Origin of the sequence: Bradyrhizobium sp. 61 (genome assembly GCF_023073075.1) — a bacterium.
Taxonomy (GTDB): domain Bacteria; phylum Pseudomonadota; class Alphaproteobacteria; order Rhizobiales; family Xanthobacteraceae; genus Bradyrhizobium; species Bradyrhizobium barranii.
Genome location: NZ_JADPIU010000119.1, coordinates 86,303 through 100,268 on the forward strand (window position 1 = coordinate 86,303; position 13,966 = coordinate 100,268).

The window sequence follows — 13,966 nt, forward strand, 5'->3', positions numbered from 1 at the left end:
GCATGACAGTGGGGCCTACCCCGGAATCCTCACCGGCAACGACTCATACCCCTTGATGAAGCTCGAATAGATCCGCTTCGGCTCCCCGACCACCTCGATCCGGTCGAAGCGCTTCAGCATCTCCTCCCAGACGATCCGCAGCTGCAGCTCGGCCAGCCGCATGCCGACGCAGCGGTGGATGCCGAAGCCGAAGGAGAGGTGGGTACGCGGCCGCGGGCGGTCGATGATGAAGTCGTTCGGCTTCTCGAACATCTCCTCGTCGCGGTTGCCCGAGACGTACCACATCACGACGCGGTCGCCCTTCTTGATATGCTTGCCGCCGATCTCGGTGTCGGCGAGCGCGGTGCGCCGCATATGCGCCAGCGGCGTCTGCCAGCGGATCACCTCGGGCACCATGGAATCGATCAGCTCCGGATTGGCGCGCAGCTTGTCGAACTGGTCCGGGTTCTCGCTCAGCGCCAGCACCGAGCCGCTCATGGTGTTGCGCGTGGTGTCGTTGCCGCCGACGATGAGCAGGATGATGTTGCCCATGAGATTGTCGGGGTCCATGAAGCGCGTCGCGTCGTTATGGGCCATCAGCGACAGCAAATCGTTGCGCGGCGCGGAGTTGACGCGTTCGTTCCAGAGCTTGGACATGTAGGCGTAGCACTCGTCCATCTCGCGGCGGCGCTCTTCGGCCGAGGCGACGATGCCGCTCTTGGGCAGCGCGGTCGCGACATCGGACCAGCGCGTCAGCTTGCGGCGTTCTTCCCAGGGGAAGTCGAACAGGGTCGCCAGCATCTGCGTCGTCAGCTCGATCGAGACGCGCTCGACGAAATTGAAGGTCTCGTTGCGCGGCAGATTGTCGAGCACGGTCTGCGAGCGCTGGCGGATCAGTTTTGCCAGCTCGTCCAGATGCGTCGGCGTGAACATCGGCGACACCGTCTTGCGCTGCGCCGAATGCTGCGGCTGGTCCATCGCGATGAAGCTCGGCCAGTCATAGCCCTGCGGCACGTCGCGGATCCCGATGCCGCCGAGCGTAGAGTCCGAGGAGAAGATGCCGTGACTGGTGTCGACATGCATGATGTCGTTGTACTTCACCACCGACCAGTACGGCTCGATCGGCGCATTAGTACAGTAATGCACCGGCTCTTCCTTGCGCAGCCGCTCGAACCACGGCCACAAGGTGTCGTCCTGGAACAGCCTGGGTGCGCCGGGGTGGAATTGCGCCAGCGGCGTCGCATAGGCCTCCTCGCGGGCCCTGCGCATGCGTTCGGCGTTGTCGGTTTTGACCGGAGTCTGGATGTTCATGGTCGTAGCTCCAGTGTTTCTCTTTCTCCCCGCAAGCGGGGAGAGGGAGTGATCTCACGCCGTGATCTTCACCGGCAAGGTTTCAAGTCCCTTTACGAAACTCGAATAGACCCGTTTGGGTTCGCCGACCACGTCGATATGGTCGAAGCGCTTGAGGATCTCTTCCCAGATAATCTTGAGCTGAAGTTCGGCAAGCCGCAAGCCGACGCAACGGTGAATGCCGAAGCCGAAAGAGAGGTGCGTGCGCGGGCGGGCGCGGTCGATGATGAAATCGTAGGGCTTTTCGATCGCTTCCTCGTCTCGGTTGCCCGAGACGTACCACATCACGACCTTGTCACCTTGCTTGATCTGCTTGCCGCGGAACTCGAAGTCGGCAAGTGCGGTGCGCCGCATATGCGCCAGCGGCGTCTGCCAGCGGATCACCTCCGGCACGAAACTGTCGAGCAGGCCGGGGTTCTCGCGCAGCTTGCGATACTGCTCCGGATGCTGGCTCAGCGCGTAGATCGATCCCGACATCGTGTTGCGGGTGGTGTCGTTGCCGCCGACGATCAAAAGGATGAGATTGCCGAGGAAGTTTTTTGCATCCATGTCGCGCGTCGCGGCGCCATGCGCCATCATCGAGAGCAGGTCGCTCTTCGGCGGCTGCTCGATGCGCTCCTTCCACAGCCGCGCGAAATAGCCCGCGCATTCCGTCAGCTCGGCCTGCCGCTCGTCTTCGGTCGCGACGAGGCCGTCGGGGCCGGGAATGGTGGTGGCGATATCGGACCAGCGCGTCAGCTTGCGGCGGTCTTCCCAGGGGAAGTCGAATAGCACCGCGAGCATCTGCGTGGTGAGCTCGATCGAGACACGATCGACCCAGTCGAACACCTCGCCGCGCGGCAGATTGTCCAGGCACTCGGCCGAACGCTCGCGGATGCTGAGCGCGAGATTGTCCAGATGCGTCGGGGTGAACATCGGCGCCACGGTCTTGCGCTGCGCCGCGTGGCGCGGCGGATCCATCGAGATGAAACTCTCGCGGCGCAGGTCCGGGTCGATGTCGCGGATGGTGATGCCGCCGAGCGCGGAGGCCGAGGAGAACACCGAATGGTTGGTCTCGATCTCCATGATGTCGTTGTAGCGCGTCACCGACCAGTACGGCCCGAACATCGAGTCCTTGCAATAGTGCACGGGATCTTCGCGGCGCAGCCGATCGAAATACGGCCAGAACGTATCGGTCCTGAACAACTCGGGATCGCCCGGATCGAACTGCTCCAGCGGGAGTGACGTGGCGCGCGCGCGTAGCTCGTCGAGCTTCGCCGCGCTCTCGATGGTCCCATGCATGACCGCTCTCCCTGACATGAACCGCGCGTTCTCGTTGAATTCTGCGCTGCGGTATTTGATTTGCAATTACAGCCGGTTGTCTGCGTCGGAGCAAGGGAGACTTTTGCCACATCCAACCTTTGCGAGAGGTGGCTAGATGCGTAGCCCGGATGGAGCGGAGCGAAATCCGGGATTCAGGCCTCCATTGGCGCTGTCCCGGATTACGCTCCGCTCCATCCGGGCTACGGATCAGCAACCGTCACGCAGATGTGTCAACGTGATCTCCCGCACCCCCGCGCCTGCGGAATCATGCGAGAAATCGAGGTAAATCGAACCCAGCCATCTTGGGGATCGACCAAATCTCTGATCTATAGTTTGACCGTATCAGGTCCGCACCCCGAGGTTGCCGCCGTGAACGACATGCAATGGGCCCCCATCGGGTCCGAACCCTTACCCCCGCCGCTGCCGCCCACGCGGGTCGACTTCACCGGCAACCGCTCCGAGTTCCGCAAATTGGTCACCAAGGGTGCCATGCTTGAGCTCGTCACCTTCGGCTTCTACCGGTTCTGGCTGGTCACCGACATCCGCCGTCATTTGTGGACGAACACCGCGGTCGACGGCGATGCGGCCGAATACACCGGGCGAGCCAAGGAGCTGCTGGTCGGCTTCCTGTTCGCGCTCGCGATCCTGGTGCCGATCTACCTCGCTTATTTTCTCATCGGCATCGAGTTCGAGCGCTGGCAGGGCTTTGCCTCGACGCCGCTGTTCATCAGCTTCTATGCCTTCGGCCAGTTCGCGATTTTTCGCGCGCGGCGCTATCGCCTGACGCGCACGGTCTGGCGCGGCGTCCGGTTCTGGATGGACGGCTCGGGCTGGGCCTATTCGTTCCGCGCCATGGCGTGGGGCCTGCTGGTGTTCCTCACCCTCGGCCTGGCGCTGCCCTGGCGCGAGGCGTCGCTCGAACGCTACAAGATGCGGCACACCCATTACGGCGATCTCTCCGGCGACTTCGAAGGCGACGGCTGGACCTTCTTCAAGCGCGGCTGGTGGCTGTGGCTCTTGAGCCCGATCGCAATCGTGATCTTCCCGCTCGCTCCGTTCTTCTATGCCGAGTTCAAGGCGCGCGAATGGCGCTGGTGGCTCGACGGCATCCGCATCGGTGGTGTCAGCCTGTCCTCGGAGTTGCCGCACAACGCGTTCTACGGCCTGTACTGGAAAGTGATCGGCTGGTGGATGCTGCTTTCGACCATTTTCGCCGCCTATATGGGCGGTGGCGCCTTGCTCATCGTCCAGCTGAGTGGCGTTCCGGCTGATCAGGTGTTCGGCCCCGGAAATGCCGGCAAGAGCATCCCGATGCTGGTCATGATGGTCATCGGCTATTTCGCCGTGGCGCTAGCGATCAACATCGTCATGCGGGTCTATCTGCAGCGCGATCTCTGGGCCAAGGTGCTGGAAACCGTCGAGGTGCACAACATCGGGGCCGCGGCGGATGTCCGCGGCAGCGGTGAGCTTGCGAGCGCGCTCGGCGAAGGCTTTGCCGATGGGCTCGATGTCGCGGGATTCTGATCTGTGAGTGAGTTGTCCACCGAGGTTCCGGCGCAGTCCGCCAAGCCGACGATCTTCTTCGACGGCGTGTCGAGCCGCAGGCGGGAGGTGTCGCTGGCGCTCGGTGACGCGCTCGATATCGTCGAGGAGGGCGGAGCGCCGGTTCGCTGGACCTATGCCGACATTCGCCGCGCCGACAGTCCGGCAGGAATATTGCGCCTGGCCTCGACATCCGCACCGCCGCTGGCGCGGCTTGAAATTCGCGACGCCGCGCTCGCCGCCGACGTGACCGCCCGCTGCATGCGTCTCGACGAGCACCAGACGTCGCGCCGCGGTGTCGCAAAGATCGTCGGCTGGTCGGTGGCCGCCGCCGTCTCCATCGTTTGCGTCGTGCTGTTCGGTGTACCGCTCGCTGCGGACCGGCTCGCGCCGCTGGTGCCCAAGCCGATCGAACGGCGCATCGGCGACGCCTCCGAAGTCCAGGTGAAAACCATCTTCGGCCGCAAAGCGTGCGAAGACCCCGCGGGCAAGGCCGCGTTCACAAAACTGGTCAATCGTCTGCGCGATGCCGCCGGCCTCGACGACGATTCCATGACGGCCGGCGTGCTGCCGACCTCGGTGCCGAATGCATTCGCACTGCCCGGCGGCAAGGTGTACGTGCTGAGGGGCCTGGTCGACAAGGCCGAAAACCCCGACGAACTCGCCGGCATCCTTGCCCACGAGCTCGGCCATCTCAAGCATTACGACAACATGCGCGGGCTGATCTACAACGGCGGCACATCGTTCCTGATCGGCCTGTTGTTCGGCGACGTCACCGGCTCGAGCGCCGTGATCTTCGCCTCGCGCAGCGTGGTCGAGGCCTCCTATTCGCGCGAGGCCGAGACCGCCGCGGATACGTTTGCGATCGAGATCATGCACAAGCTCGGCCGCTCGCCGAAACCCGCGGCCGAATTGATGTTCCGCATCACCGGCAAGGAAGGCGGCTCCGGCCTCACCACGATCCTGGCGAGCCACCCGCTCACCGAAGACCGCCTCGCGCGCATGACTAGGGAAGATCGTCCCGCCAGCGGCCCGCCGCTGCTGACGGACAAGGAATGGCAGTCGCTCAAGCTGATTTGCGGCAGCGGGAAGATCTAGAGCGTTTTCGAGCGAAGTGGCGACCGGTTCGCGTGAAGAAAACGCGTCAAAAAAAGAGCTTTTCGCCTACCGCGTCCCGTAAGCGCGGTCGCCGGCATCGCCGAGGCCCGGCAGGATAAAGCCGTTCTCGTCGAGACCTTCGTCCACCGCAGCCGTCCAGATCGGAACGTCGGGATGCAGTCCGCGCAGCCGTTCGAGCCCTTCAGGGGCCGCGATCAGGCAGGCGAGGCGGATGTCCCTGGCGCCGCGCTCCTTCAGCCGGTCGATTGCGGCGACGGCCGTGTTGGCGGTGGCGACCACCGGGGTCACCACGATCGCCAGGCGCTCGCTGAGATCGGACGGCGATTTGAAGAAATACTCGACCGCGGCAAAGCTGTGCGGCTCGCGGTAGAGGCCGATATGGGCGACGCGCGCGGTCGGCACCAGATCCATCATGCCGTCGACGAAGGTCGTGCCGGCCCGCAGCATCGGCACGAACACCAGCTTCTTGCCGGCGATCTTGGCCGAATGCATCGTCGCCAGCGGCGTCTCGATGACGGTATCGGCGAGCGGCAGATCCCGCGTGATCTCGTAGCACAGGAGCATGCCGATCTCCTTGATCAGCTCGCGGAAGGACTTGGTCGAGATGGACTTGTCCCGCACCAGCGTCAGCTTGTGCTGCACCAGCGGATGATCGACGATCGTGACGCCTTCCATGATGGGATGCTCCTGAAATTCATCGATACGCAATGGGTTACGCTGCGGACGAATGGATTAAAAAACCGTGCCGTCGCTGATCACCTTGAGCGGCGGTGCGCCGTCCGGCCGGCGCGCGAAGGCGATGGCGCGGCCGGCAGCCCAGCTGCCACCTTCGAGAATGCTCGCGAGGGGCAAGGTCTCGGGCGTGCGGCCGAGCCTGGCGCGGATGCTGCTCGCAAGCCGGTCGAGCAGCGCGACGGTGAGCGCGCGCCATTCCACGACGAGCAGGGAATCCACCGCATGCGCGCGCTCGGCATCGCCGGGATCGCGCAGGCGCAGTACCTCGTGATCGACGAACAGGCCGCCATTGCGGTATTCGGCGAGCCCGGTGAGGCCGTCGATGTCGGTGACGTCAAAGCCGGCGCGCTGCAGCGGCTCGATCAGCGAATAACTCAGCCATTGCGACAGCTTGTGCAGGGGTACGAGGCCTGCCGTTGCGTCGTCCGCGTCGATCGCCGGGTGACGCCAGCAATCACCGAGCGGAATCCCGGCGAGCTCGAGCCGTGACGGCCAGATCGGTCCAAGCTGGTTCAGCACTGCCGACAGGATGGCGGGCGCGGCGACCGCGCCGCCCACAGCCTGTGCCGCGATGTGATCGAACAGGCCGCCTGGCCGCGGCGTATCGTGCAGGCCGAAGATGTCCGCGCGCTCGGCAACCAGCTTGCCCAGACGTCGCAGCAGATCAGTGCGTCCGTCGAGACCGAGCAGCGGATTGGCATCGCTCGCCTGAAAGGCCGAGATGAGGGAGGCCAGCGGTAGTTTCGCCAGCACGTCTGCATCGGCCCTGAACGGCGCACGCGCATCGCCGGAGAACAGGCCGCCTGCAAACATGTCGAGGCTTGCGATGGCAAGTCCCTCGGATCGGCCGATACGTTCGCCGGTCCGGGCGTCGCGGTAGCGCCACATGGCTCCCGCGCCTGCGTCGAGCAGCACGCTGACGATGGCGAGGTCGAACTCGGCGCGCGCACGTGCCGCGCGATCCGGCCACGATACCTCGTCGGCAAGGCCCGCCCAGCGATCGACGCCGCCAAGCACGAAATGCCGCCATCGGGCATGGAAGGGGATGTCCAGCGTCGGATAGGCCTTGCGCGTGACAGCGATCACGGCCTCCGCCACACCATCCATGCGGTCGAGGTCGATCGTGAAGTGCCGGAGCCCGCCGGCGAGGCCGATCTCGAGCATTTTTGCGGCACGCGCGCGAACCGCTCCTGCGCTGAGCAGGGAGCGGGCTTGTTGTTCCAAAGCCTCCGCCATCGCGCGATCAGTACTTTTCCAGCGAGCGCCCGACCACGCCGTTCACGTCCTTCTCCGGCGCGATGTCGGTCGAGTAATAGCCGGCAGCCTTTTTCGCGGCGATCTCGACATAGGCGTCGGCCGGGATCAGCTCCGGCGGGATCGGCACGCGCTCGACGATGTCGATGCCCTGCGAGGTCAGTGCGTCATGCTTCATGTCGCTCATCGACAGGAAACGGTCGATGCGCTTCAGGCCGAGCCAGTGAATGGTATCCGGCATCAATTGCTGGAAGCGCGCGTCCTGGACGCCGGCGACGCATTCGGTGCGCTCGAAATAGGCGGCCGCCGCGTCGCCGTCCTCCTGGCGCTTGCGCGCATTGTAGACCAGGAACTTGGTGACCTCGCCGAGCGCGCGGCCTTCCTTGCGGTTGTAGATGACGAGCCCGAGCCCGCCCTCCTGCGCGCCGCGCGCGGATTCCTCGATGCCGTGGATGAGATAGGGGCGGCAGGTGCAGATGTCGGAGCCGAACACGTCGGAGCCGTTGCACTCGTCATGCACGCGGCAGGTGATCTTGGTGCGGTGGTCCGGCAGTTTTGTCACGTCGCCGAACATGTAGACGGTGGTGCCGCCGATCGGCGGCAGGAACACCTTCATGTCCGGCCGGGTGACCAACTCGGGGAACATGCCGGCGGTCTGCTCGAACAGCGTGCGCCGCAGCTCGGTCTCGCCGGTGCCGAAGCGCGTCGCAAGGCCCGGCAGGTACCAGACCGGATCGATCGCGATCTTCACCACCGACACGCTGCCATTGGCGTGCACGACCTCGCCGTCGGCGCGCAGCCGTTTTGCGGCGAGCGCCTCGCGGATCTCAGGCAGGTCGAGCCGCGCGCGCGTCACCGCGATGCTTGGGCGGATGTCGACGCCCTCGGCGATGTCCTTGCCGAAATTCTCCGCGACGAGATGCCCCCAGGGATCGAGCGCGACGATCTTGTCGGGATCGCGCCATTGCTCGAACGGCCCGATGGTCGCGGCCGGAAAGGTGTTGGTGAGGTCGGGCCGGCGGATCGGATCGAGCGCGCCTGCGGACACCGCGAGAGCCCGGTACATCGCGTAGGAGCCGCCATGGCTGCCGATCACGTTGCGATCCCCAGCGCGCGATACCGTGCCGATGATCGGCCCCCGGGCGCGCGCGTCGGCTGCGCCCCAGTGAATTGGAAACGCGGCCTTTTTGCCCGGCTCCGGATGGGAGGTAAGGCGGATGTGATCGGTACGGTTCGCGCGGCTCATGTCCAGGCTCCCAAAAAGCCGACGGCCCGCCGCTCGGACGGGCCTGGCTCACTTGCGTTACCGGTGCCGAACACCGGCGACGCGAGCTCAATCCAACATATTGTAGCGGCTGGCGACGACAGACAAGTTAATGGTTCCCCGCCGGGCAGGCGACCCTGGCCAAATTCCCGTCGCCGATGGGCCGGTCCGGCTCGCCTGGATGCCGCGCCTTCGCCCCGGCCGAACCTTGCTATTCGATCCGCGCGATAGGTCTAAGGATTTGAAATAGTTTTATTTTTTATGTTTTCAAGAGGGTGTCCCGCAAGTTGCGCCACCGCGGTGCCGTGGGCTGGACCGGACCCACATAATCGGACAAATAGGTCGCCTCTCGCCTGGAGAACGCCATGCCCACCGCCAGCTACATCGACCCCCGCAACGGACAGCTCTATCCGCTGGACCAGCCGCGCTGGTGCTCGGACGAGCGCACGCCGCTGCTGGTGACGCCGGGACCAGGCATATCGCGCGCGGACATCGACGGCGCCACGCGCTCGCTCTGGCGCTACCGGGCGGCGCTGCCGGTCGAGATCAAGAAGCCGATCACGCTTGGCGAAGGCTGCACGCCGCTGGTCCAGCAGGACTGGGGCGATTTGCGTCCGTTCTTCAAGCTCGAATGGTTCAACCCGACCGGCAGCTTCAAGGACAGGGGCTCTGCGGTGATGCTGTCGTTCCTGCGGCAGATCGGCGTCGACGCGATACTGGAGGACTCCTCCGGCAATGGCGGCTCGTCGATGGCGGGGTTAGGTGCCGCCGGCGGCATGCGGGTGAAGATCCTGGCGCCGGCCTCGACGTCGCCGGCCAAGATCGCGCAGGTGCGGGCCTATGGCGCGACGGTTCAACTCGTCGAGGGCCCGCGCGAGGAGTCGGAGGCCGAGGCCATCCGCCAGTCGAGCGAGACCTTCTATGCCAGCCACAATTGGCAGCCGTTTTTCCTCGAGGGCACCAAGTCGCTCGCCTATGAAATCTGGGAAGACCTCGGTTTTCGCGCGCCGGACAATGTCATCGTTCCCGTTGGCGCAGGCAGCAGCCTGCTCGGTTGCGCCTTCGGCTTCCGCGAGCTTCTGAAGGCCGGGCAGATCGCGAAGCTGCCGCGCCTGTTCGCGGCGCAGCCGCTGAACTGCTCGCCGATCGATGCCAGCTTCAAGGCGGGTGTCGACACGCCGGTCGCCCGCGAGGTGAACAAGACCGTCGCCGAGGGCACCGCCATCAAGAATCCGCTGCGCCTGCGCGAGATCATCGGCAGCTTGCGCGAGAGCGGCGGCGGCACCGTTGCGCTGACCGAGGACGAGATCGTCGCCGCGTTGCGGCGTCTTGCGCGGCAGGGATTGTTTGCCGAACCGACCAGCGCCAGCGCTGCCGCTGCGCTTGAGAAACTCTCCGGCGCCGGATCGATCAAGGCGAACGAGACCACGGTTGCGGTCCTCACCGGCACGGGCCTGAAAGCCGCGACCACCGTCGCCGATCTCGTGCAGTAGAGGCGGAGGAGGCGCGCCGCTTACCCTCCAGGGGAGGGTAAGCAGTACCTCATTCCTTCAGATCATTCACGCGCTTCACCCAGGCGCGCACATCGGCGAGCACCTGGGGCAGCACCGCCCTGACCTCCTGCACGGTCATGCCGGGCTTGATGCGGGGATCGTAGAGCAGGTTGAGGATGTACTGGTCGTAGACGTCGAAATAGCCCATCGACACATTGTCGTTGAACATGGTCCACGGCACGCTCGCGGTGTCGTTGATCGGGCCGAGCGATTGCAGCAGTTCCTCATAGGCGCAGTCGAGGAAGGTGAAATCGCCGTTGTCGACGGTGAGAATCACGTCGGAATGCTCGATCTCGAAATTGTCATTCTTGCGGAAGCCGGACAGGCATTGCGGATCGAGCGAGGTGCGGATCTCGCGCGCCTTCTCCGCGCCGTAGAAGCTGGAAATCGTCCGAAACAGGTCGCGGTCGCGAACCAGCTTCACCCGCACGTTCGCGGCTTCGCTGGTGTCGATCATGGCGATGTCGAGATGCTGCACGCGCCTGCCGATGTCGGCCACGACCTTGGCGAGCTGCGTCTTGCGGTCGGCGCGCTCGCTCTCGGCGTAGACGCGCACCGGCCCGTCGAATTTCCGGATGCGGTCGACGCGGCCGGCGAGGTGGTATTCGGCGCCGAACGCCGTCTTCAGAAAGCCTTCGACGATCTCGCCGTCGGTAAAGCTCTTCTTCTCGGCGCGCTGGCGCGAGGCGATCGCGGGCAATTCGCCCGCGACGGCGATGATAGCGGTGTCAGGGGCGAACGCGAAAGTGGCGAGCGCCAGCAGGGCGATGCGAAAGCCTGACGAAGGCGGGGCCAATGCGCTCATTACGACCCGACGCTGCCGTATTCGGCAGCGACGCACAAGACCGCATATTCACGCGCCCTGCGGGTTCCCGCAGTTCGCCGACGGCTAGTTGTTGAGCACGACCACCTTGGTGCCGACCGAGACGCGGCTGTAGAGATCGCTGACGTCCTCGTTGGTCATGCGGAAGCAGCCCGAGGACACGGCCTGGCCGATCGTCTCCTGCTCGTTGGAGCCGTGGATGCGGTAGAGCGTCGAGCCCAGATACATCGCGCGCGCGCCGAGCGGATTCTCGATGCCGCCCTTCATGTGGCGCGGCAGGTCGGGCCGGCGGGCCAGCATCTGCGACGGCGGCGTCCAGTCCGGCCATTCCTTCTTGGCGGTGATCCTGTGCACTCCGCCCCAGCGGAAGCCGTCGCGGCCGACGCCGATGCCGTAGCGCAGCGCCTGGCCGTTCTGGAGCACCAGATACAGGCGGCGCTCGCTCGTGTTCACCACGATCGTGCCGGGGGCGTAATTGCCGTTGTACATAATGGTGGTGCGGGGGATCGGGCTAGAGCCGCCGCGGAAGAAGCTCGGGCCGAAGCCCATGATCTCGCGCGAGTCGAACCCCTCGGCGAATGCGCCGCCGGCGGTGGCCGACAGCAATGCGATGGCGGCAATCGGCGCGGCAAAAAATCGGATCATTTGTTTCCCCCAGTAAAAAAATCGGATTCAACTGAAGTCACAGGCCATATTTGCGGGCATTTCGCAAGCCACGGGCCCGTGAGGGAGATCATCCTTAACGTCTGGCGTTACCAAACCGGCAACCACGCTAATTTGCCTGAAAGCATTAGCCAAACAAGCGGATCGTCGCGCGGGGCAGGCCGGCGATGCCGGCTATTGCTTTGACGGAGGCGGCGAACAATGATTGATCGAGCGGACATTTGAATATTGCCGGTTGCAGGGAGCTTTGGGATGAACGGTGCGGAAAGCCTGGTGCGGACGATGGTCAAGGGTGGGGTGGATGTCTGCTTCACCAACCCAGGCACCTCCGAGATGCATTTTGTCGCGGCGCTCGACCGCGTGCCGGGCATGCGCTGCGTGCTCGGCCTGTTCGAAGGCGTGGTGACCGGCGCCGCTGACGGCTATTTCCGCATGAAGGGCACGCCGGCTTCGACGCTGCTCCATCTCGGCCCTGGCCTGGCCAATGGCCTGGCCAATCTGCACAACGCCAAGAAGGCGAATTCCGGCATCATCAACATCGTCGGCCAGCATGCGGTCTACCACATCGACTACAACGCGCCGCTGACCTCCGACATCGAGGGCCTGGCCCGGCCGATGTCGTCCTGGGTCCGCACCTCGCCGGACTCCAAATCGGTTGCAGCTGACGGCGCCGCGGCGATCGCCGCCGCCAAGAGCGCACCGCCACAGATCGCGACCCTGATCCTGCCCGCCGACACCGCCTGGAACGAGGCCGATGGCATCGCCGAGGTACCGGCCGAGCAGCAGCGCGCCAGCTATTCGCCGCAGGCGGTCGAGCGGGCCGCGAAGATCCTGCACGGCGACGGCGAGGGTACGCTGCTGCTGATGACCGGCAGCGCGCTGAGCGAACAGGGCCTGGCGCTGGCCGAGCGTATCGCCGGCAAGACCGGCTGCACGGTGATGGGCCCGACCTTCCGTCCCAAGATGGCGCGCGGCCGCGGCCGCTATTCGATCGACCGCATTCATTACGTGATCGAGAACGCGCTGCCGATGCTGGCGAAGTTCCGGCACATCGTGCTGGTCGAGTCCGATGATCCGGTGGCGTTCTTCGCCTATCCGAACAAGCCGAGCATGCTCAAGCCCGAGGGCTGCGAGGTGCATCGCATGACCTCCTGGGGCGAGAATTCGGTCGCGGCGCTCGAAGCACTGGCCGGCGCGGTGAAGGCGAGCGCGAAGGACGTCAAGCCGCAGGCCCTGGCTGAGCTGGTGAAGCCGACCGGCGCGCTGACCTTCGCCTCGATTGCGCAGGCGATCGCATGCGCCATCCCCGAGAACGCGATCATGGTCGACGAATCCCTGACCACCGGCCGCGGCTTCTTCCCGCCGACGGCGGCGGCCGCTCCGCACGACTGGCTCCAGAACATGGGCGGCTCGATCGGCTTCTCCACGCCGCTTTCGATCGGCGCCGCGATCGCATGTCCGGACCGCAAGGTGATCACCATGGTCGGCGACGGCAGCGCGATGTACACGATCCAGTCGCTGTGGACGCAGGCCCGCGAGAACCTCAACATCGTCACCATCGTGTTCGCCAACCGCATCTACCAGATCCTGCGCGGCGAGTTCGACAATGTCGGCGCCGGCGAGCCCGGCCAGCGCGCCAACGACATGCTGCGGCTCGACCGTCCGACGCTAGACTTCGTCGCGCTGGCGAAGGGCATGGGCGTGCCCGGCCGCGCCGTCACCAATGCCGAAGAGTTCAACAAGGCTCTGGCGGAAGCCGTCGCGGAGCCCGGGCCGCGGCTGATCGAAGTCCAGATGTAGGGCGCAGCATCTGGGAGCGCCGAGAGCCGGGGGGCAAGATGCAGACCGAGCTGAACAAGGTGATCGCGGCGCTTCGGGACTTCTACGCCCACGAAGGATTCTTGTTCGAGAAGGACGTCGGCGAGCGGGCGGTGACGCACCGCTTCGCCGTCTATCTGGAGCGGCAATTCTCCGGCTGGTCAGTCGATTGCAACTACGATCGCCTCGGCGAGCGCACGCTGCATCTGCCGCACGGCACGATCGTCTCCACCGACGATCATCTGGGAAAATCGATCTACCCCGACGTCGTCGTGCATCAGCGCGAGATCCCGAACAATCTGCTCGCGGTCGAGATCCGCAAGGCGAGCAATCACACCTCGCTCGACCACGACCAGCACAAGCTGATGGCGCTGACCGACGCGCATGTCTGGTTCGCGTACTGGATCGGCTTGCTCCTGGTGCTGGACAGGCAGCATGTGACGATTTCGGAAGTCTATGTCAGCGGCGTCGTTGATCAACCGCTGTCGCTATGGTTTGCGGCGCGGCTGGAGGAGAGCGGTCTAGGGACTGCGCATTAGAGCGGTCACGAGCACCGCTCTCTCC

12 protein-coding genes are annotated in these 13,966 nt (G+C 65.0%); 5 read left to right on the forward strand and 7 right to left on the reverse strand.

Features of this window, described 5'->3' with window-relative positions; all coding sequences use genetic code 11:
* Nucleotides 1-15: 15 nt before the first annotated feature.
* Nucleotides 16-1,290 (reverse strand): cytochrome P450, encoded by a 1,275-nt coding sequence (locus IVB46_RS44190; protein ID WP_063985423.1) that lies wholly within the window; start codon nt 1,288-1,290, stop codon nt 16-18.
* Between the two features lie 54 nt (nt 1,291-1,344).
* Nucleotides 1,345-2,610, reverse strand: a complete 1,266-nt coding sequence (locus IVB46_RS44195; RefSeq protein ID WP_247315191.1) for a cytochrome P450 — start codon at nt 2,608-2,610, stop codon at nt 1,345-1,347.
* Between the two features lie 399 nt (nt 2,611-3,009).
* On the opposite strand from IVB46_RS44195, the gene IVB46_RS44200 reads away from it, so the two are divergent.
* Together IVB46_RS44200 and IVB46_RS44205 are read left to right on the forward strand one after the other, a co-directional pair.
* A complete protein-coding gene (locus tag IVB46_RS44200; RefSeq protein WP_247315870.1) occupies nt 3,010-4,155 on the forward strand; it encodes a YjgN family protein in 1,146 nt (381 codons plus the stop codon).
* A 3-nt stretch (nt 4,156-4,158) separates the two neighbouring features.
* On the forward strand, nt 4,159-5,271 hold the full coding sequence (locus IVB46_RS44205; RefSeq protein WP_247315189.1) for a M48 family metallopeptidase: 1,113 nt from the start codon (nt 4,159-4,161) through the stop codon (nt 5,269-5,271).
* Between the two features lie 66 nt (nt 5,272-5,337).
* Here IVB46_RS44205 and upp read toward each other — a convergent pair whose 3' ends face one another.
* Genes upp through IVB46_RS44220 form a run of 3 tightly spaced genes read right to left on the reverse strand, consistent with a single transcriptional unit; the run spans nt 5,338 to nt 8,527 of the window.
* Nucleotides 5,338-5,967, reverse strand: coding sequence for a uracil phosphoribosyltransferase (gene upp, locus IVB46_RS44210; RefSeq protein ID WP_014492299.1), 630 nt, complete (start codon nt 5,965-5,967; stop codon nt 5,338-5,340).
* A gap of 57 nt (nt 5,968-6,024) precedes the next feature.
* On the reverse strand, nt 6,025-7,263 hold the full coding sequence (locus IVB46_RS44215; RefSeq protein WP_247315186.1) for a URC4/urg3 family protein: 1,239 nt from the start codon (nt 7,261-7,263) through the stop codon (nt 6,025-6,027).
* 7 nt (nt 7,264-7,270) lie between these two features.
* Nucleotides 7,271-8,527, reverse strand: a complete 1,257-nt coding sequence (locus tag IVB46_RS44220; RefSeq protein WP_014492301.1) for a GTP cyclohydrolase II — start codon at nt 8,525-8,527, stop codon at nt 7,271-7,273.
* Between the two features lie 383 nt (nt 8,528-8,910).
* On the opposite strand from IVB46_RS44220, the gene IVB46_RS44225 reads away from it, so the two are divergent.
* Nucleotides 8,911-10,038, forward strand: coding sequence for a threonine synthase (locus IVB46_RS44225; RefSeq protein WP_166349612.1), 1,128 nt, complete (start codon nt 8,911-8,913; stop codon nt 10,036-10,038).
* Between the two features lie 49 nt (nt 10,039-10,087).
* Here IVB46_RS44225 and IVB46_RS44230 read toward each other — a convergent pair whose 3' ends face one another.
* Nucleotides 10,088-10,903, reverse strand: a complete 816-nt coding sequence (locus IVB46_RS44230) for a DUF2927 domain-containing protein (protein ID WP_247315184.1) — start codon at nt 10,901-10,903, stop codon at nt 10,088-10,090.
* 84 nt (nt 10,904-10,987) lie between these two features.
* A complete protein-coding gene (locus tag IVB46_RS44235) occupies nt 10,988-11,566 on the reverse strand; it encodes a L,D-transpeptidase (protein WP_247346169.1) in 579 nt (192 codons plus the stop codon).
* A gap of 270 nt (nt 11,567-11,836) precedes the next feature.
* On the opposite strand from IVB46_RS44235, the gene IVB46_RS44240 reads away from it, so the two are divergent.
* Both IVB46_RS44240 and IVB46_RS44245 read left to right on the forward strand, forming a co-directional pair.
* Entirely contained in the window at nt 11,837-13,384 is a 1,548-nt protein-coding gene (locus IVB46_RS44240; protein WP_247315183.1) for an acetolactate synthase large subunit, read from the forward strand.
* Nucleotides 13,385-13,422: 38 nt separating this feature from the next.
* The gene (locus tag IVB46_RS44245) at nt 13,423-13,941 is read left to right on the forward strand and encodes a hypothetical protein (protein ID WP_247315181.1); all 519 of its coding nucleotides are present in this window, start codon (nt 13,423-13,425) and stop codon (nt 13,939-13,941) included.
* Nucleotides 13,942-13,966 lie beyond the last annotated feature (25 nt).

What these genes read in the sequence shown, in the direction of transcription:
- IVB46_RS44190 (WP_063985423.1), bottom strand. Translation starts at nt 1,290, where the DNA reads ATGAACATCCAGACTCCGGTCAAAACCGACAACGCCGAACGCATGCGC.
- IVB46_RS44195 (WP_247315191.1), bottom strand. Translation starts at nt 2,610, where the DNA reads ATGCATGGGACCATCGAGAGCGCGGCGAAGCTCGACGAGCTACGCGCG.
- IVB46_RS44200 (WP_247315870.1), top strand. Translation starts at nt 3,010, where the DNA reads ATGCAATGGGCCCCCATCGGGTCCGAACCCTTACCCCCGCCGCTGCCG.
- upp (WP_014492299.1), bottom strand. Translation starts at nt 5,967, where the DNA reads ATGGAAGGCGTCACGATCGTCGATCATCCGCTGGTGCAGCACAAGCTG.
- IVB46_RS44215 (WP_247315186.1), bottom strand. Translation starts at nt 7,263, where the DNA reads ATGGCGGAGGCTTTGGAACAACAAGCCCGCTCCCTGCTCAGCGCAGGA.
- IVB46_RS44220 (WP_014492301.1), bottom strand. Translation starts at nt 8,527, where the DNA reads ATGAGCCGCGCGAACCGTACCGATCACATCCGCCTTACCTCCCATCCG.
- IVB46_RS44225 (WP_166349612.1), top strand. Translation starts at nt 8,911, where the DNA reads ATGCCCACCGCCAGCTACATCGACCCCCGCAACGGACAGCTCTATCCG.
- IVB46_RS44230 (WP_247315184.1), bottom strand. Translation starts at nt 10,903, where the DNA reads ATGAGCGCATTGGCCCCGCCTTCGTCAGGCTTTCGCATCGCCCTGCTG.
- IVB46_RS44235 (WP_247346169.1), bottom strand. Translation starts at nt 11,566, where the DNA reads ATGATCCGATTTTTTGCCGCGCCGATTGCCGCCATCGCATTGCTGTCG.
- IVB46_RS44240 (WP_247315183.1), top strand. Translation starts at nt 11,837, where the DNA reads ATGAACGGTGCGGAAAGCCTGGTGCGGACGATGGTCAAGGGTGGGGTG.
- IVB46_RS44245 (WP_247315181.1), top strand. Translation starts at nt 13,423, where the DNA reads ATGCAGACCGAGCTGAACAAGGTGATCGCGGCGCTTCGGGACTTCTAC.